This is a genomic window from Mesorhizobium sp. M0088 (assembly GCF_040322895.1).
Taxonomy (GTDB): Bacteria; Pseudomonadota; Alphaproteobacteria; order Rhizobiales; family Rhizobiaceae; genus Mesorhizobium.
On the sequence record NZ_JAMYUI010000003.1, the window covers coordinates 1 to 16,731 of the forward strand.

19 protein-coding genes are annotated in these 16,731 nt (G+C 60.7%); 8 read left to right on the forward strand and 11 right to left on the reverse strand.

The features are described 5' to 3' along the window. Positions 1-154: 154 nt before the first annotated feature. On the reverse strand, positions 155-343 hold the full coding sequence (locus NKJ67_RS04345; RefSeq protein ID WP_127272037.1) for a hypothetical protein: 189 nt from the start codon (positions 341-343) through the stop codon (positions 155-157). A 188-nt stretch (positions 344-531) separates the two neighbouring features. Between NKJ67_RS04345 and NKJ67_RS04350 the strand changes: the two genes are divergently transcribed. Beyond that, positions 532-1,569 (forward strand): hypothetical protein, encoded by a 1,038-nt coding sequence (locus tag NKJ67_RS04350; RefSeq protein ID WP_352580644.1) that lies wholly within the window; start codon positions 532-534, stop codon positions 1,567-1,569. Here NKJ67_RS04350 and NKJ67_RS04355 read toward each other — a convergent pair. From NKJ67_RS04355 to NKJ67_RS04365, 3 genes are all read right to left on the reverse strand, one after another. Then, positions 1,547-1,894 carry a DUF1491 family protein gene (locus tag NKJ67_RS04355; RefSeq protein WP_127268163.1) on the reverse strand — a complete coding sequence of 116 codons (348 nt, stop codon included), beginning with the start codon at positions 1,892-1,894 and terminating at the stop codon, positions 1,547-1,549. The two genes, NKJ67_RS04350 and NKJ67_RS04355, sit on opposite strands and share 23 nt — an antisense overlap. A gap of 69 nt (positions 1,895-1,963) precedes the next feature. After that, complete coding sequence (locus tag NKJ67_RS04360; RefSeq protein WP_128309500.1) at positions 1,964-2,761, reverse strand: peptidoglycan-binding domain-containing protein; 798 nt, start codon at positions 2,759-2,761, stop codon at positions 1,964-1,966. After that, complete coding sequence (locus tag NKJ67_RS04365) at positions 2,736-4,466, reverse strand: ATP-binding protein (RefSeq protein WP_352580646.1); 1,731 nt, start codon at positions 4,464-4,466, stop codon at positions 2,736-2,738. Before NKJ67_RS04365 ends, NKJ67_RS04360 begins: the two co-directional genes overlap by 26 nt. Positions 4,467-5,002: 536 nt before the next feature. Between NKJ67_RS04365 and NKJ67_RS04370 the strand changes: the two genes are divergently transcribed. Then, a complete protein-coding gene (locus NKJ67_RS04370; RefSeq protein ID WP_027035810.1) occupies positions 5,003-5,356 on the forward strand; it encodes a DUF5330 domain-containing protein in 354 nt (117 codons plus the stop codon). A gap of 101 nt (positions 5,357-5,457) precedes the next feature. Next, positions 5,458-5,886, forward strand: coding sequence for a SufE family protein (locus tag NKJ67_RS04375; protein ID WP_256745851.1), 429 nt, complete (start codon positions 5,458-5,460; stop codon positions 5,884-5,886). A 167-nt stretch (positions 5,887-6,053) separates the two neighbouring features. On the opposite strand, the gene NKJ67_RS04380 is transcribed toward NKJ67_RS04375, so the two are convergent. Next, entirely contained in the window at positions 6,054-6,479 is a 426-nt protein-coding gene (locus NKJ67_RS04380) for a Ros/MucR family transcriptional regulator (RefSeq protein WP_013532660.1), read from the reverse strand. Between the two features lie 443 nt (positions 6,480-6,922). After that, positions 6,923-7,291 (reverse strand): SH3 domain-containing protein, encoded by a 369-nt coding sequence (locus tag NKJ67_RS04385; protein WP_127268166.1) that lies wholly within the window; start codon positions 7,289-7,291, stop codon positions 6,923-6,925. Between the two features lie 181 nt (positions 7,292-7,472). On the opposite strand from NKJ67_RS04385, the gene NKJ67_RS04390 reads away from it, so the two are divergent. From NKJ67_RS04390 to NKJ67_RS04400, 3 genes are all read left to right on the forward strand, one after another. After that, a complete protein-coding gene (locus NKJ67_RS04390) occupies positions 7,473-9,596 on the forward strand; it encodes a S9 family peptidase (protein WP_352580647.1) in 2,124 nt (707 codons plus the stop codon). Further along, positions 9,593-10,219 carry a LysE family translocator gene (locus NKJ67_RS04395; protein WP_127269948.1) on the forward strand — a complete coding sequence of 209 codons (627 nt, stop codon included), beginning with the start codon at positions 9,593-9,595 and terminating at the stop codon, positions 10,217-10,219. Before NKJ67_RS04390 ends, NKJ67_RS04395 begins: the two co-directional genes overlap by 4 nt. Before the next feature lie 156 nt (positions 10,220-10,375). Next, complete coding sequence (locus tag NKJ67_RS04400) at positions 10,376-10,780, forward strand: SET domain-containing protein (protein ID WP_127321379.1); 405 nt, start codon at positions 10,376-10,378, stop codon at positions 10,778-10,780. Here NKJ67_RS04400 and NKJ67_RS04405 read toward each other — a convergent pair. From NKJ67_RS04405 to NKJ67_RS04420, 4 genes are all read right to left on the reverse strand, one after another. After that, on the reverse strand, positions 10,777-11,727 hold the full coding sequence (locus NKJ67_RS04405) for a cytochrome c (protein ID WP_352580648.1): 951 nt from the start codon (positions 11,725-11,727) through the stop codon (positions 10,777-10,779). The genes NKJ67_RS04400 and NKJ67_RS04405 overlap by 4 nt on opposite strands. 9 nt (positions 11,728-11,736) lie before the next feature. Next, a complete protein-coding gene (locus tag NKJ67_RS04410; RefSeq protein WP_127269954.1) occupies positions 11,737-12,174 on the reverse strand; it encodes a c-type cytochrome in 438 nt (145 codons plus the stop codon). 157 nt (positions 12,175-12,331) lie between these two features. Further along, the gene (locus tag NKJ67_RS04415) at positions 12,332-12,931 is read right to left on the reverse strand and encodes a superoxide dismutase (RefSeq protein ID WP_352580649.1); all 600 of its coding nucleotides are present in this window, start codon (positions 12,929-12,931) and stop codon (positions 12,332-12,334) included. Between the two features lie 106 nt (positions 12,932-13,037). Then, entirely contained in the window at positions 13,038-13,916 is an 879-nt protein-coding gene (locus NKJ67_RS04420; protein ID WP_352580650.1) for a branched-chain amino acid aminotransferase, read from the reverse strand. A gap of 157 nt (positions 13,917-14,073) precedes the next feature. On the opposite strand from NKJ67_RS04420, the gene NKJ67_RS04425 reads away from it, so the two are divergent. Both NKJ67_RS04425 and NKJ67_RS04430 read left to right on the forward strand, forming a co-directional pair. Further along, entirely contained in the window at positions 14,074-14,736 is a 663-nt protein-coding gene (locus tag NKJ67_RS04425; protein ID WP_027035819.1) for a haloacid dehalogenase type II, read from the forward strand. Positions 14,737-14,906: 170 nt separating this feature from the next. Next, entirely contained in the window at positions 14,907-15,731 is an 825-nt protein-coding gene (locus NKJ67_RS04430) for a L,D-transpeptidase (protein WP_127269960.1), read from the forward strand. 160 nt (positions 15,732-15,891) lie between these two features. On the opposite strand, the gene NKJ67_RS04435 is transcribed toward NKJ67_RS04430, so the two are convergent. Further along, the gene (locus NKJ67_RS04435; RefSeq protein WP_352580651.1) at positions 15,892-16,602 is read right to left on the reverse strand and encodes a FadR/GntR family transcriptional regulator; all 711 of its coding nucleotides are present in this window, start codon (positions 16,600-16,602) and stop codon (positions 15,892-15,894) included. Positions 16,603-16,731: the final 129 nt, after the last annotated feature.

Consider the following 16,731-nt stretch of genomic DNA (forward strand, 5'->3'; position numbering starts at 1 on the left):
GTCTTGCCATGGTTCTCTCTCCGAAAACCCGACAGCCATGGTCAATTCCTCAGGACGATCTGTCCACCCCCAGGGGCGCACTCCAAACCGAGGTCACTTTTGGGCGACATGCACTAGACATGATCCCGGACCAAAGGTCCGTGGCCGCCGAAACTCAGTGGTGCGGGACCGGTTTTGGTCCTGGCGAACCCGGCTTGTCGGGATCGACCGGCCGCACTTCGCCGGCATGCGGCCGCTCGTAGCGGATGCCGGGAAAGATGATCACCGCTGCCGGCATTTCGGCGGTTTGCTTTACTCTGGTGTTTGGTGCCGTACGCGGCACGAAAGACAGTACCATGCCCATGGTTCGCGCATTCCTCTCGGTTTCCCCGGAGCACAACGCAACGCCTCCAAATGTCATTAAGGCCGGCAGAGGGTTAACGGAACGCTAACGGATCGTCGCTAACTTGAACTTTGTTCTTGGCACTCTCGGAACCGACACGGTCCCGGTCGAGCGTCGTCAAGGTTGTGTCGAGTACGGGCGTATCCTTCGTGTCATCTTCGGACTTCAGGCAAATCGCGGTGCGAAAAGACTCGGGAAAGGCCGAAAGGCTGTTCCGCGCCGCGGTGTCGGCATTCTGCTCGCTCACTCGCCCTTCACGCCGCGAGATCGGTCAACTCGAAGACCTGACGCTGCCGCTGTTCAATGACGTGTCCGTCGAATCTCGCCGTTACGTGGCAGCCGCCCTTTCCGAATGCGAATACGCACCCGCCGCCCTGGTGCGCCGTCTTTGCGAGGAGCCGGTCGACATTGCCGCGCCGCTGCTCATCCGCTCACGCGCCGTCAGCGACATCGATCTCATCGCCCTGATCGGGCGACATGGCCTGCCGCATGCGCGTGCCATCGCGCGCCGCAAGGGCTTGAACCCGACCATTGCTGATCTGATCAGAGCCCTCGAGAGGCCAACCCTGGTGCGAGCGCCGGAACCGGATGCGAACACCGCCGCGGCAGACAAGATCGCGCCAGCGAGTGCGGAAACCGCCTCCGGCGAGCCCGCCCGGGAACAGGCGCTCGGCATCGCGGCCGAGAATGCACGGCGCAGGCTGCGCTCGATGATGCGCACCGGCGACGAGGCGACAGCGACGGGCCCCGACCCTTTCAAGGGCGTCGACACCTATGTGAAATTGCGCGAGACAGCTCTGACGGGAAACGCCGCGTTCTTCCAGACCGCGCTCGCCGATGCACTCGATATCGATTTCGAGATCGCGCGATCACTCACCGCCAACCAGAATTATGCCTCGCTGCTTGCCGCCTTGCGCTCGCTCGATCTCAGCGAAGACAGGGCCTTCCTGATCACGGTTGCCGTCTATCCCAGCCAGTTCCCGCATCCGCAGGCTATCCGGACTTTCCTCGACCGCTACCGGCTGCTGCATCGCGAGGCGGCCCAGGACAAGATGCGGTCGTGGAGAGCGGAAACCCTTTCAAGGGTGGTTCGCGGCGCAGCACCTGCCAACGGCGATACACGCACCGCTTCGGACAGCGACGATGCGGCGGCTTCGTCCGGCCTCAGGGCGTCTTCACGGAAATAAGCTCCTCGACGGGCACGGTACCGGCCTCGATCTCGACCACCCAGATATCGGGATCGAATTTTTTCTCCCTTTCCAGCCTGGCGTCGAGCACTGTGGCATCCTCGCCGGTTCCGAGCTGAGTGAAAAACCGGTCGTCGGGCTTGGCCGAATCATAGCTTGTCTGCGGCGCCGGCCCGAACAGGGCAACCTCACCCAGCCTGCCCCGCGCCAGCACGAACACAGCGCCGGCCTCGGTCGCGCCGCGCTTGACCACGGCGGCAAATCCCCCGGCGCCGAAAACCCGGCGCAACAGGGCCGAGACCCACAGATCCGATGTGACGCGCATGAGAGAGCTCCCGAAACTGCCGGTTCTCTATCGATATTTCCGCCGCTGGGCGAGCCGTCGTTTCAGCCGTCAGTTGGTCAGGCCGATCTCGCGCATCTTGACGTAGACGATCTCATCGGGCTCGCCGGTCTGCGGCAGCCCGAACAGCGACTGGAATTCCTTGATCGCCGCCTTGGTGCGCGCGCCGACGACACCATCCAGCTGCATGTCGTCATTGCCGAACGCCTTGAGCCCGGCCTGGATCTTGACGATGCGGGCATCGGGCGCTTGCGTCTCGGCATCCGCCTGCCCGGAATTTGTCTGTCCTGAACCTGTCTGCAAAGACACCGGAACGGCGGCCGGCATATCCGGGCGCGGCTGCGGCCTGGGTACGACGGAAGCGGTTTTCGGCGTCGCGCCCAGTTGATCGAGCAGAAGCGCGTCGATCTCGCCGGACGCGTTGAGCCCGACCTTCTGCTGATAGTCCTGGATGGCCTTGCGGGTGTTGGGTCCGGAAATGCCGTCGACCGTTCCCGAATAGAAATCAAGATCCTTCAATATGCCTTGCACCTGCTCGACAACCGGATCGCCCTTGATCGGTGCCGGCGCGCCGGATGGCCGCACGATGTTGAACGTCGTTTCCGGCTCGTCGGGCGCCGCGTGCGGAAAGCCCGCAATGCTGCGGGTCGCGAAGAATGCGCCGGCATGCGGGAAAGGCTGGTACCACAAGGCATTTGCGGAGACGTAGAACAGCGTCACCAGGAATGCCGTCGAGCCGCCCACCAGGACAGGATTGCGCGAGATCATGCCGCCGACGGCGACAGCGCCGTCCTGAAAGGCATTGCTGCGGCGCTTGACCGCCTTAGCCGGTTTTGCGGAGCGAGCCATCTCTGTCCCCTTTCGCCATCGCTACAGGCATGGTCGGCACGCCGGCCTTCTCCGCCTGATGTCCCTTCGGTCCGTTCACCGGCAGGCTGATGGTCACCGTGGTGCCCTCGCCCGGCATGCTTTCGATGGACATCGTGCCTTCGTGCAGCGCCACAAGGCCCTTGACCAGTGAAAGGCCAAGACCAGTCCCCTCGAAACGGCGGGTATAGTCGTTCTGGATCTGCATGAAGGGCTTGCCGAGATTGGCGAAATCCTCCTCGGCGATGCCGATGCCGGTATCCCTGACCCAGAAATGGAGGCGCGAACCGATCCGCTTGGCACCGACGACGACGTCGCCGCCGTCGGGGGTGAACTTGATCGCATTGGAGACCAGGTTGATCAGCATCTGCTGCACGGCGCGCTGGTCGGCATTGATGTCGCCGGCGTCCGGCGCGATCTGCGCCCGCAGATCGATGTTCTTGGCCTGCGCCTGCAGCTGCATCATCGACTGGCACATGTCGACCGCTTCCGCGAACCGGAACGGCTCCGGCTCGGTCGCATAAACGCCCGATTCAATCCTGGACACGTCGAGTATCGAGGTTACGACGGCGAGCAGATGCTGGCCCGAATCCCTCACCAGGCCGACATATTCCTTCTGGCGCGGATCCTTGAAGCCGCCGAACATCTCATGCAGCAGCATATCCGAGAAGCCGATGATGGCATTCAACGGCGTGCGCAGTTCGTGGCTGACCACCGCCAGGAAGCGGCCCTTCGCCACTTCGGCGGATGCGGCCGCCTCATTGGCCGCCGCGAGATCCTCGCGCAACCGGGCGATCTCGTCATTCTCGCGCAGGACGAGCGTAAAGACGTCACCCTGTTCCTCACCGCGCACCAGATCAAGTGAGAACGGGCGGTAATTGTCGGCCGTCAGGCTATTGCCGTTCTGAGGCAGGCGGATGCGCAATTCGAGCCGGCGCGACAGCGCACCGTCGCGCATGTCGGCCATTGCGCTGAGATAGGAAACGCGATCCGACAGATGGACGCGATCGAAGAGGCCGTTTCCAGACAGCAGTTCGGGCGGCAGTTTCAAAAGCGTGCGCGCTTTCGGCGACGCGTCCAGGACCTCGCCATGGCGGGCGACCCGCAAGACCACCGCATCGATGATTTCTTCGAGCCGGTCGGCAGTGTCGACCACAGCCGCGTCGGCCGTGTTTTGAAACGCCGATGCACGCGGCATCAGCGTAAGCGCCCACGCCAACGGCACCAGCCAGTGCCACGCCGCGATCTGCGCTCCTGCGAACGGAAATACGGTTCCAGCCAAAGGCTGAGCCAGGATGGCGACAGCGGCCGACACGGCTCCCCACAGTGCTGCACGTCGCGAGCCGCCGATCCACCAGGCTTCGAAAGGCAGCGCCAGGACAAGCATGGCGACAGGCGAACTCAGCCCGCCGGCGGCGGCAATGAGACTGCCGAGAGAAATGCCGGCCAGCACCAGGGCGAGCCCACTCGCCATCGCCATCTTGCCGGTCGCCGCCACCAGCAAGGCGACGAACCAGCACAGGCCAAAGGCGGCGAAGATGGCGGCCATGGTGACGGCAACGCCCATGCCTGAAGTGACCAGGGTGACCGCGGCGCCGGCGGCAAAGAAAGGAGCGGCGAGCATGACGCCGATGAAACGGCGCTGGCGCTCGCGGTCGCTCCGCCCAAGGATGGACGGATGGACCATACGTTCGCAACCGGCAGAAATCGCGCCAGGCAATTCAACGTATCTGGCCTTGATTGAACTCAACTCAACGCACTCGCACTTGTCGTGGACAGCTCTGCTTTGCAGATGGTTCTGGTTGGCTTTGAAACTGGCATCCAGCGTTTAAGGAATGGATAAGGCAGGGCCGACCAAGGCCCTGGCCTGCGGCAAATATCGGGATGCCGGCCGCCGAAAGCACGGGCAAATGCAGCCATAGTAAACGGAGAGTTATCCGGCGACGGCACCTATCGGACAGGCGCACACGGCACCCGGACTTCCGCATTCCAAGAAAAATACAGGAAAATCAGGGGGATGTATGGTTATTTGTTGTTAAGGAAAATCACTGGCAATTGAGACAAATCGATCGCAGAACGCTTCGTCTCGAATTTGCCTAAAATTTGAGGAAAATTCTCTCTTTGCCCGCAAGCCGTCCTTTGCGCCTGTGTGCCAAGATCCTGCCTACAAAAGAGGTCATGCCATATGGATGCATGATCCGGTCACGACGAGAGGGCAAGGGCATGGTCTTCCTCATAAGAATGGCTTTCTGGTTTTCGCTGGTGCTGCTGGCGCTGCCGCTGGCTGTCGGCCCCGATGAATCGGGCCGCGAAAGCGTCGGGCCGATCCAGGCCTTGTTTGCGGCACGCGAAGCGGTTGGCGATATCGCCGGCATTTGCGAACGCAAGCCCGATGTCTGCGAGACTGGCAAGTCGGCAATGCACACCATCACCGCCCGCGCCAAGGAGACCGCCAAGATCGCGGCAGCGATGATGGACGACAAGTCCGCCGCCGGCCCCGACACGTCGACGATGACCGGCAGCCTGCCCGAAGAAATCGTCTTGCCCGAGACCGTCAACCTGCCGCCTCAGAATTAAGCCGTTTCGACGGCGCACCGCGGGCTGTCTGCCCTCTCGACGCCCGCGGTGTCCTTGTTTTTTCCGTGACGCGGCGCCGCCGCGTGACTATATCCGGCATTATGATCACCACGATCCAGACGATCCGCGACGATTTTTCGTTCCTCGAGGAATGGGAAGACCGCTATCGCTATGTCATCGAACTCGGCGAGGCGCTGCCGCCATTTCCCGACGAGCAGCGCAGCGCCGCCAACAAGGTGCCAGGATGCGTGAGCCAGGTCTGGTTGACCACCGAACGCGGGGCTGGAGCCGACCCAGTCATCACCTTCACGGGCGATTCGGACGCTCACATCGTGCGTGGACTGGTTGCGATCATACTTGCGCTGTTTTCCGGCAGGACCGCCAGCGAAATCCAGCAGACCGATGCGGAAGCGACATTGAAAGAACTCGGCCTCGACGAACATCTGTCGCCGCAGCGCGCCAACGGCCTTCGCTCGATGGTCAAGCGCATCAAGCGCGACGCCGAGGCAGCGCTCAAGCAGACCGCCTGACACCTTCATACCGGATCCGCGCCTCGCGGCGCAAAAATCAAACGGCGCCCGAAGGCGCCGTTGATGTCGATCCGATCTGGCTTATTTTGACGCAATTCCCAAGGGAGAGCTCTATGCGCTTTCCCGGGAAAACCGTTTCACTTTTCCTTGAATTGCTCTGGCAGCGATTACCGCGCTTTGCGCTTGCGGCCGAGGCCCATCTTCTTGGCAAGCTGTGACCGGGCAGCCGCATAGTTGGGTGCAACCATCGGATAGGTCGGGTCAAGGTTCCACTTTTCGCGATACTGGTCCGGTGTCAGGTCATAGTGGGTCATCAAATGGCGCTTCAGCGACTTGAACTTCTTGCCGTCTTCAAGGCAGACGATGTAGTCGTCATGAACCGACCGCTTCGGGTTGACCGCCGGCTTCTGCTTGTCGGCAGGCGGCTGTTCGGCGGTTCCGCCCACACGCCCGAGCGCAGCATGGACATCGGATATCAGGTTCGGCAATTCGCCGACCGGCACGGGATTGTTACTGACATAGGCGGCCACCACATCGGCGGTCAATTCGATCAGCGCATCGCTGTTTCTGGAAGGTGTTTCGACAATATCCATGGTCTTCGGGCCCCAACAAGAGTTACATCGATCTGCGCCCTTTTTTACAAGCAGGGCATCGCACGAATTTTGTGCAGGTAGAGTTTCTACGATTCGTGTCGCGGGCACATCAATGAGCGCCCAGACCAAGTAAGTCAATTCGGCCCTTACGCTATATTGAACGATATTGATCAATTATTCCGCGATCAGCTTCAATCTTTCGTGCATTGTGTAATTTATCGATATTTCGCGCGCTCGTCGGCAACGGCTGACGCAACGTCAGCTCACCGTTACATTCGCGGCATCTCACGAAATGGGTTTTAATGTTTGATTTTGCTTGGCTATCGTCGGGCAATATTGGTTGTTCATATTTGTCCACAAAACCACAGGTTGCCGTGGTCATACGCAAGCAATCAGGCGACATGCCTGTCATCCGGCGGATCGGCTGATTGCTGCCGGATCAATCAATGCGGCGTGATGTATTTGCCATACGCCCAGCCGGTGACGAATTTGCCGTTCTGGGCCGGATCATGCCAGACTTCGCACCAGCGAAAACGAATCTTTTGTTCCTGCTTCCATGCCGGCTGGTTGGCGATGTCGAGCAGGTTTATTCCGCCGGTGCATCGCCCGGTCATCTGCAGAACGGTCCCGTTCGGATATGCCGCCTGCTTCTGGGATGCGCCCGAAGGGTATTTGCGCACATTGAGCGTGTCGCCGAACGGCACATTGGCCACTTGCCAAGCCGCGAATACGGTCGCATGAGACTGGCCGGCAAAGGCCAGAGTTAGTGAAGCAACGGCGAAAGCCGCAGCAGTCCGAGACCAAATAGTCATCATCTCTTCCTCCCGGCTCATCTCCTGGAGCCGACACAATCCATACGCTCCGGCTCTTGAACCTGCCCTGATCGGCGTGTTCATTCGCCGTTCAAGATATTTCTCCATTTGAGATGGTCCATTCAAGATACTGGCCTATTCAAGATACTGGCCCGTTCAAGATACTGCAAAGCGAGACGCAATGACCAAGACATCCATATTTCCGATCGTCAGCCCGCCTACGCCCGAGAAGCGGCCGGTTTCCGACACGCATCACGGCATCACGCGAACCGACGACTATGCCTGGCTGCGGGCCGACAACTGGCAGGAAATGTTCCGCGACCCGTCATTGCTCGATACCGGGATCCGCGCAGAACTCGAGGCGGAGAATGCCTACCAGTCAAAGCTGATGGCCGACACGGTCGAACTGCAAAAGCAGCTTTTCAAGGAGATGAAGGGCCGTATCAAGGAAGACGATTCTTCCGTGCCGATGAAGGATGGGCCCTATGCCTATGGCTCGTCCTTCAAACTTGGTGGCGAGCAGCCGCGCTATTTCCGCATGCCGCGAGACGGCGGTGCCGAGCATATCCTGCTCGATGGTGACGCGGAGGCCGCGGGCAAGGCCTATTTCCGTCTTGGCGGCGTCGACCATTCGGCCGACCACGCAAGGCTGCTGTGGGCATTCGACGACAAGGGCTCCGAATTCTACACGCTTCGCGTGCGTGACCTTGCCGACGGCAGGGAACTTGCGGACCAGATCCCCGACACCGGCGGTTCAGGTGTCTGGAACGCCGCCAATGACGGCTTCTTCTATACACGTCTCGACCCCAACCACCGCCCGTCGAAGGTGCTGTTCCATGCGCTTGGCAACAGCCCGCAAAGCGACCGGCTGATCTATGAGGAAACCGATCCCGGCTTCTTCATGAATGTCGACGGCACCCGCAACAACGAGTGGATCATGATCGGCATCAACGATCACGAGACCTCGGAATACCGCCTGATGCGCGCCGACGATCCGTTTGCCGAACCGAAACTGGTGTCGCAGCGCGAGATTGGCCTTCAGTACGAGTTGGAAGAAGGCGGCGATATCTTCTTCATCCTGACCAATGCCGACGGCGCCAAGGACTTCAAGATCATGACGGCACCAGCGGGCGATCCCGTGCGCGCCAACTGGCAGGAACTGGTGCCGCACGAGCCCGGCCGGCTGATCCTGTCGGTGATCGGCTTCAGAGACCACATGGTTCGGCTCGAACGCAAGGAAGGCCTGCCGCGCATTGTGGTGCGCGATCGCACCAGCGGCGAGGAGCATCTTCTGTCCCTCGACGAGGAGGCCTTCTCGCTCGGCCTGTCGGGTTCCTATGAGTACGACACCGAGATCATGCGCTTTTCCTACTCGTCGATGACGACGCCGGCCCAGGTGTTCGACTATAATATGCGTACCCGCGAGCGGGTATTGCTGAAGACCCAGGAAGTGCCGTCCGGCCATGATGCGGACCACTATGTCACGCGGCGGCTGATGGCGCCGGCCAGCGATGGCGAACTGGTGCCGATCTCGCTTTTGCACCATCGCGACACGCCGCTGGACGGATCCGCACCTTGCCTGCTTTACGGCTACGGCTCCTATGGCATCACCGTGCCCGCCGCCTTCAACACCAACTGGTTCTCGCTGGTCGACCGTGGCTTCGTCTTCGCCATCGCTCACGTTCGCGGCGGCAAGGACAAGGGCTATGGCTGGTACGATGACGGCAAGCGGGAGCACAAGATGAACACGTTCACCGATTTCATCGCCGTCGCGCGCCATCTGGTGACGGAGCGTTACACGGCGCATGACCGTATCGTCGCCCAGGGCGGTTCGGCCGGCGGCATGCTGATGGGTGCCGTCGCCAACATTGCGCCGGATTGTTTTGGCGGCATCGTCGCCGAGGTTCCCTTCGTCGATGTCCTCACCACCATGCTCGATGCGACCCTGCCGCTGACGCCGCCGGAATGGCCCGAATGGGGCAACCCGATCGCGTCCGCCGACGACTACCGGACCATTGCCGCCTACTCGCCCTATGACAATGTCGCTGATCACGACTATCCGCCGATCCTGGCGCTGGCCGGTCTCACCGATCCGCGCGTCACCTATTGGGAACCGGCCAAATGGGTGGCCCGGCTGCGCGACCGCAAGAGCGGGGACAATCCGGTTCTGTTCAAGATCAACATGGATTCCGGCCATGCCGGTGCCTCCGGCCGGTTTTCGCGGCTGGAGGAGATCGCCTACACCTATTCCTTCGCGCTGAAGGTGATGGGTAAGGCGCAGCCTACGGGAGAAATCGACCGATGATCGATCTCGCTACACTGATTGCTTATGTCGCGGTTGTGCTCGGCTTCGTCTTCATCCCGGGCCCGGCCACGCTCCTTACCATAGCGCGGGCAACGAGTTCCGGAACCAAGGTTGGCATCGCGACCGGCGCCGGGATCGCTGTCGGCGACATCTTTCACACCGTCATGGCCATGATCGGCATATCGGCGATCATCGCCGCATCGGCGACGCTGTTCAGCGTCATAAAGTACATCGGCGCGGCCTACCTGGTTTATCTCGGCATTCGCGCGATCATGGAGAAAACACCAGGCGGCCCGGCTGCCGGCGCGCTTGCGATCTCTGCCGGGAAGGCGTTTCGACAGGCTGTCCTGACCGAAGTGCTCAACCCCAAGACCGCTCTGTTCTTCCTTGCCTTCCTGCCTCAGTTCGTGCGGCCTGAAAACGGGACGGTGATGCTTCAGATGACCGTGTTGGGGGCCATCTTCGTCGTACTGGGCCTTTTCAGCACGGTCGTCTTTGCCGTGAGCGCTGGCCGGCTCGGCACGTTCCTGCGCCGAAATCCGTCGGTGTTACGTTGGCAGGGCAAAGTTGTCGGCGGCATCTACTGCGCTTTGGGCGTCCGTCTGGCGCTGCAGCAACGCTGACTCCAGACGATGATCGACGCGCCTTCCGAAGAGGCTGCGTGATCAGGGTTTTTTAAGTTCCCGTTGCTCATTTTCACTCGCAATTGCGATGACCGCGCGCTACCCAGTGCGCGGTTTTTCCCGGCCCGACAGCCTCCAATCGCGTAAAGGTCCATTATGCTGCTCGTCGACGTCTATCTCGACAAATCGCCTATCCAGGGAATCGGCGTCTTTGCCAAGAACCACATTCCTCGTGGCACTCTGATCTGGAAGCTGGACCCAAGGTTCGATCGGCTCATCGAGGTCGAGACTTATGAACGTGCGGCCGGTCCGGTGAAGAGCTATCTCGATCGCTACTCCTATCCCGACCGCCGCGATCCGAACTACATCGTCTTCGAAGCCGACGACGCGCGCTACATGAACCATGCCGACGAGCCGAACTGCGACGTCTCCTCACCGGAGGAGAGCTTTGCGCTGCGCGACATCGCGCCTGGCGAAGAGCTGACCTGCAACTACAACCATTTCTTCGAGACGGGTTTCGATTTTCTCGGCGACCGTCACCTGTCTGAAGACTCGGTCTAGCTTGCCGTCTTCTTGCGGGCCGGATAGCCGTTTGGATGCGCCGGTATCGCCCTCAGATAGGCGGCGATGGCCGCACGGTCCTGCGGCGTCAGTTCGGCCATGTTCCGTTGGACATCGACCATGGCGCCGCCGACCGAATCGAAATCGGGCGTGAAGCCGGTTTCGAGATAGTTGGCGATATCGGCCTCCGACCATTCGGCGAGACCGCCCTCGCCCGATGTGATGTTCGGCACGACGCCATTGCCTTCGGCGGCCACGGCGCCCGCCATCCACTCGTTCTTCTTCGTGCCGCCCGCAAGATCGCGCGGCGTGTGGCATTCGCCGCAATGGCCCGGACCCTCGACCAGGTAGCGGCCTGCCATCACCGGATCAGGCGTGCCTTCGGGGAAGGCAACAACCGGCTGATCGCTGAGATAGAGCAATTTCCACAGGCCGATGCCGCGGCGGACATTGAAGGGGAAATCGAGCGAATTGCCCGCTGCCTTGCCGGCGACGGCCGGCAACGTCTTCAAGAAGGCATAGAGATCGCCAATGTCAGCCGGATTCATGCGCGCGTAGGATGCATAGGGAAACGCCGGATAGAAATGCTCACCAGAAGGCGACACGCCCTTCAGCATGGCATTGGCGAGGTCCTCGACAGACCATGCGCCGATACCGTCCTTGGGATCTTGCGAAATGTTGGGCGGCACGAAGGTTCCGAACGGCGTCTTGAGTTCAAGGCCACCCACGAGTTGAAGCCGGGCGTCGCCCTGTGAGCCCGGCTTTGCATGGCAGGATGTGCAACCGCCGGCATAAAAGATGCGCTTGCCCCTGGCTGCGTCGCCAGGACCGAGCTTGGCCAGGGTTTCCCTGTCGAGCCTCACCGGCGCCGACAGGACCCACCCGGCAACCGCGCCGACGCCGCCCAGAATGACGACGGCGCCGACAAGTTTCTTCAGCCATGCCATGGCTGGTGATCAGCCCTTCTTGATTCTGTAGCCTTGATGGCAGGTGCCGCAATCCGAGCCGATAGCGCCGACTTGCGCCTTCAGCGCGTCGGCATCGGCGGGAGCCGCAGCGACCGCGGCCTTCACGTCTGCGAGATATTTGTCCTCGGCTGCGTTGAAGCCAGCCATGTCTTGCCAGATCTTCGGCGAGGCCGTGGTGTCGCCGGTGTCGCTGCCGGCCGGAAACAGCGCATCGGCATCAAATTTTTCCGCATTCGCCTGCAACGCCTGAAGTTGCGTCAGCACAGCCGCGGCATCAAAGGGCTCCTCGCCCTTGACAACTTTCGACAGGCCGCCGACGATCTTTCCACGTTCCTTCATCAGTGCCTGCCGGTCGAGGACCGGGTCGGCAAAAGCCGCCGAGGCCGCGAGTGCGAGCATAGAGATGGCGATAACAAGCTTTCTCATTCAATTGGCTCCATGATGAAGGCATTTCGGGACAGGACGTTAACGGATGCCGTAGGAGGAAAATTCCCTCCCCGGACGACTTTTGCCAGATCTTTGCTTTTTATGGGACACTGAAAAAGAAAAGCCCCGGGTGATACCGGGGCTTCCTGGAAATCGATCACTTCGCCTTTTCGTACAATTCAAGGACATGGTCCCAGTTGATCAGGCTGTCGACGAACGCCTCGAGATATTTCGGCCGGGCGTTGCGATAGTCGATGTAATAGGAATGCTCCCAGACATCGACCCCGAGGATCGGCGACGCGCCATGGACGAGCGGGTTCTCGCCGTTCGGCGTCTTCGAGATCGCCAGCTTGCCATCCTTGACGGAAACCCAGGCCCAGCCGGAACCGAACTGGGTCGTGCCGGCGGCAATGAAGTCGGCCTTGAACTTGTCATAGCCACCGAGATCGCTATCAACTGCCTTCTGCAAGGCGCCCGGCAGCTTGTTGCCGCCGCCGCCTTTCTTCATCCACTTCCAGAAATGGATATGGTTGTAGTGCTGGGCGGCATTGTTGAAGAGGCCGGCATTCTTGCCGAACGACTGCTTGACCACCTCTTCGACCGACAGATCACCCAAGCCTGCCTCGGCGGCGAGCTTGTTTCCGTTATCGACATACGCCTTGTGGTGCTTGTCGTGGTGATATTCCAGCGTCTCTTTCGACATGTAAGGCTGCAAGGCCTCACAGTCGTAAGGCAGAGCGGGCAATTCAAAGGCCATGGATAGTACTCCCTCGTGGAAAAATCCGGTGTCGATACCGGAGTAAGATAGGTCTGGAATGGATTGGGACAACTCCGGATGAAGCGTCGGTCGCCTTTTTATCCGCTCAAGCAGCGGAAGTCGAATGCGCCCAATCCCAATAGAGTTCGCGCGCCTTTTTGGCCACCGGCCCGGGTTGCAGATTGCGATCCTCGATACGCGTGACCGGCACGATCTTGGAATGATTCCCGGTCGAAAAAATTTCGTCCGCTTCGAGGAAATCGCGCACCGACAGCGTCTTTTCCGTGGTCTTGAACCCATACTCGCCAAGCAGCGTTATCGTGCGCGAGCGGGTGATGCCGGACAGGAACGTGCCGTTCGGCGCCGGTGTAAAGACATGACCGTCCTTGACCAGGAAGATGTTCGAGGTTCCGGTCTCGGCGACGTTGCCCAGCATGTCGAGCACCATTGCGTTGTCGAAGCCGCGCATCTTGGCTTCGAGAATGGCACGGCCATTGTTGGGGTAGAGGCAGCCGGCTTTGGCGTTGGTCGGCATGGTTTCGATGGTCGGACGCCGGAACGGCGACACGGTCACCGAAAAGCCAGTCGCCGGAATCATCGGCGATTCATAGAGGCAAAGGCAAAAGCGGGTCGACGCCGGGTCGGCCGGGACGCCCATATAGCCGCCATGCTCGGCCCAGTACATCGGCCTGATATAGACCGCCGTCTTGCCGTCGAACTTCTTCAACCCGTCCCATGTCAGCCCGACGATCTTGTCGGCGCTCATGTTCGGCTTCAGGCCGAGTGCGATCGCCGAAGAATTCACCCTGGCGGCATGGAGGTCGAGATCCGGCGCCACGCCTTCGAACCAGCGGCCACCGTCGAACACGCTGGTGCCGAGCCACATGGCGTGGCTGCGCGGCCCCAGAATGGCGACGTTGCCCTCGTGCCAATCACCATCGACGAAAGTCCATGTCGCGGATTGCGCCGCCGCCGCCAGTGTCATCGTGTGGTCCCGCCTCAATCGGTCTCGTGTGACGGCCATTGGAAGATGCTTTGGCGGGCGCCGTCAACCGGCATCATGGAGTTTTGTTGAGGCCAGTGCCGGGGCGCAATGCAATCAAAGCTTGCACCTTGTCGCACCTGCCCTCAAAACTGTTGTCATGCAATACGCCGCCTATGTCTTCGACGCCTATGGCACGCTGTTCGACGTGCATGCCGCCGTGCGTCGTCATGCCGACCGGATCGGGCCGGACGGCCAATTGTTGTCCGAGATCTGGCGCGCCAAGCAGCTCGAATATTCCTGGGTGCGCACGCTGATGGGCGCCTATGCCGATTTCTGGCAACTGACCGAACAGGCGCTCGATTTCGCCTTGCGCAAGGTTCCCTCGGCCGACCCCGGTCTCAAGGCGATATTGCTGGATGCCTACTGGCGGCTGGATTGCTATCCGGAAGTGCCGGCCGTGCTCAAGGCGCTCAAGGCTTCGGGAGCGAGGCTGGCGATCCTGTCCAACGGCTCGCCCGAAATGCTGCAGGCGGCGGTCAAATCCGCCGCGCTCGACCAGGTTCTGGATGACATCTATTCCGTCGATAGGGTGCGGCGCTTCAAGACCGACCCGGCGGTCTACGATATGGTCGCCACCGGCTGGCGCCTCTACCCCGGCGCGGTTTCCTTTCAGTCGTCCAATCGCTGGGACATTGCAGGCGCCACCAAATTCGGTTTTCGCACGGTGTGGATCAACCGCTCCAACCAGCCCGAAGAATACCGGGATTTCCCACCGGCCCTTATCCTGCCGTCGCTCGAAGCCCTTGTGCCCGGCAGCTAGGAAACCTGTGTCTCTGGCGCCACAGTAGCAGCCTGGTCACAGCTTCGCCTTTGTTTGCCCACGTTCGGGCCAGAATCGGAACCGCCTATCGCCCCAGGTGTTGTCAGGCACCCGCGCAACTGTCGGCGAATTCACGTTTTGTTGCGATTTGAGACTTAAAGAAGGCAACCATGTCCATTACCGAAATCGAATCTTTTCGCCTGAGCCGTCGCGGCTTTCTCAACGCCGCAGCCCTGGGCGCCGCTTCGATCGCGGTTTCCGCATGCGCTACCACCGGGCCGGGTCCGGTCGAGCCGCCGCCACCAACCTATGTCGAGCCGCCTCTGGCCGATTATGTGACGATGTACGCCGCTGTCAGCGACGGCGGCTTCGATTTGCCGGCCATCCCCGTCGACAAGATCGATCCGCAGTTCCTGCGTCAGATCGTTCCCGACCCGACGGGACAGAAGCCGGGAACCATAGTCGTCGATACCACCGGCCACTTCCTTTATCTGGTTCGCCCAGGCGGTCAGGCGATACGCTACGGCGTCGGCCTTGGCCGCGCCGGCTTCGAATGGTCCGGCGACGCCGTCGTTCAGTGGAAGCAGAAATGGCCGAAGTGGACGCCGCCGGATGAAATGATCGCCCGTCAGCCGGAATTGAAGCCCTATAGCGCCGACAATGGCGGCATGCCCGGCGGCCTGAAGAACCCGCTCGGCGCACGCGCGCTCTATCTGTTCCAGGGCAATGTCGACACGCTCTATCGTCTGCACGGCTCGCCTGAGTGGCGGTCGATCGGCAAGTCGGTCTCGTCAGGCTGCGTGCGTCTGATGAACCAGGACATTATCGACCTCTATGATCGCGTGCCCTCGAAGACTCCGGTCGTCGTGACCAGCGACGCCAGCCAACCCATGGTGGCGACGGCCAACCGACAGGCGATTCCGATCGACGCCGGCGTGCCGGACGGATCGGTGCTGCTTGGACCGGTCAAGGCGATCACCAATTCGATCTTCTGATCTGCGGGGGCGTGACGAGGTTTGCCCCATGAGGAGCTTTAGCTGTTCCTCAGCGGGCGCCAATGTAGCAACCTTCATGGACCATGCAGAGATTGCCGTCGCGCCGTGCAGGACGTTCACACCCTGATCTCACTGGGGAGCGCACTTTAGGCGAACGGGCTCACTTCAGTCCCAGATGCAAGGACAGTCGATTTGCAGCTCCTCGAAGGTGCTTTTCCGCAGCTTTGCGAGCCTCTTGTGGATTCCCCTCCGCGATCGCGTTGAATATGGCGATATGCTCTTCCTGAACTTGGGAGAGTAGGGCATTTCGCAGCGAACTTGCGCGAGCCTTTCGGATAAAATTCCGTACATGCGACTCCAGGAAATTGGACATTTCCTTGAAATGCGGATTGCCGCAAGCATCGACGATTTCTCTGTGAAAGGCCATATCCTCCTCAACGCCGGCTTCATCGCTGTCGAACGCCCGCTGGATGGCATGTAATTGCATTTCAATCGCCGCAAGCTGCTTTGCGGAGCGCCGTTCGGCAGCCAAAGCTGTTGCAGCTGATTCCACCGCCATCAGAAGCTCGATGATGTTTTCAACATCCAATGCATCGGTCAGATCAACACCGGCCAATCGAAACGCCATCTCCTTCGTCTCGATTACGAACGCCCCTAGACCCTGCCGGGTTGCAACGAGTCCGTCGCGTTTGAGGATGCCGATTGCTTCCCTGACGATCGGCCGGCTCACACCATATTTTTCCGATAGCTCGTGCTCCGTTGGCAGCTTGTCGCCCTTGGCGTGTGCGCCCGAAGTGATGTCACTCCTGATCCTCGAGGCTACGGAATCGGCAAGTGAAGGTCCTCGTCTAACCTTTTCATCATAAACCATACGGTGCTCCAACCATCGTCGCTTTCGGACGGCACATCTAAGCCGTTGTGGCTCTGTTGTACCCACGCTGCCGCGAATTTTCTTTTGTCAGAATAGCAGATTTAACTTGTCAGGCAACCTGGCAATATG

What these genes read in the sequence shown, in the direction of transcription:
- NKJ67_RS04345 (WP_127272037.1), bottom strand. Translation starts at nt 343, where the DNA reads ATGGGCATGGTACTGTCTTTCGTGCCGCGTACGGCACCAAACACCAGA.
- NKJ67_RS04355 (WP_127268163.1), bottom strand. Translation starts at nt 1,894, where the DNA reads ATGCGCGTCACATCGGATCTGTGGGTCTCGGCCCTGTTGCGCCGGGTT.
- NKJ67_RS04360 (WP_128309500.1), bottom strand. Translation starts at nt 2,761, where the DNA reads ATGGCTCGCTCCGCAAAACCGGCTAAGGCGGTCAAGCGCCGCAGCAAT.
- NKJ67_RS04365 (WP_352580646.1), bottom strand. Translation starts at nt 4,466, where the DNA reads ATGGTCCATCCGTCCATCCTTGGGCGGAGCGACCGCGAGCGCCAGCGC.
- NKJ67_RS04370 (WP_027035810.1), top strand. Translation starts at nt 5,003, where the DNA reads ATGGTCTTCCTCATAAGAATGGCTTTCTGGTTTTCGCTGGTGCTGCTG.
- NKJ67_RS04375 (WP_256745851.1), top strand. Translation starts at nt 5,458, where the DNA reads ATGATCACCACGATCCAGACGATCCGCGACGATTTTTCGTTCCTCGAG.
- NKJ67_RS04380 (WP_013532660.1), bottom strand. Translation starts at nt 6,479, where the DNA reads ATGGATATTGTCGAAACACCTTCCAGAAACAGCGATGCGCTGATCGAA.
- NKJ67_RS04385 (WP_127268166.1), bottom strand. Translation starts at nt 7,291, where the DNA reads ATGACTATTTGGTCTCGGACTGCTGCGGCTTTCGCCGTTGCTTCACTA.
- NKJ67_RS04390 (WP_352580647.1), top strand. Translation starts at nt 7,473, where the DNA reads ATGACCAAGACATCCATATTTCCGATCGTCAGCCCGCCTACGCCCGAG.
- NKJ67_RS04395 (WP_127269948.1), top strand. Translation starts at nt 9,593, where the DNA reads ATGATCGATCTCGCTACACTGATTGCTTATGTCGCGGTTGTGCTCGGC.
- NKJ67_RS04400 (WP_127321379.1), top strand. Translation starts at nt 10,376, where the DNA reads ATGCTGCTCGTCGACGTCTATCTCGACAAATCGCCTATCCAGGGAATC.
- NKJ67_RS04405 (WP_352580648.1), bottom strand. Translation starts at nt 11,727, where the DNA reads ATGGCATGGCTGAAGAAACTTGTCGGCGCCGTCGTCATTCTGGGCGGC.
- NKJ67_RS04410 (WP_127269954.1), bottom strand. Translation starts at nt 12,174, where the DNA reads ATGAGAAAGCTTGTTATCGCCATCTCTATGCTCGCACTCGCGGCCTCG.
- NKJ67_RS04415 (WP_352580649.1), bottom strand. Translation starts at nt 12,931, where the DNA reads ATGGCCTTTGAATTGCCCGCTCTGCCTTACGACTGTGAGGCCTTGCAG.
- NKJ67_RS04420 (WP_352580650.1), bottom strand. Translation starts at nt 13,916, where the DNA reads ATGACACTGGCGGCGGCGGCGCAATCCGCGACATGGACTTTCGTCGAT.
- NKJ67_RS04425 (WP_027035819.1), top strand. Translation starts at nt 14,074, where the DNA reads ATGCAATACGCCGCCTATGTCTTCGACGCCTATGGCACGCTGTTCGAC.
- NKJ67_RS04430 (WP_127269960.1), top strand. Translation starts at nt 14,907, where the DNA reads ATGTCCATTACCGAAATCGAATCTTTTCGCCTGAGCCGTCGCGGCTTT.
- NKJ67_RS04435 (WP_352580651.1), bottom strand. Translation starts at nt 16,602, where the DNA reads ATGGTTTATGATGAAAAGGTTAGACGAGGACCTTCACTTGCCGATTCC.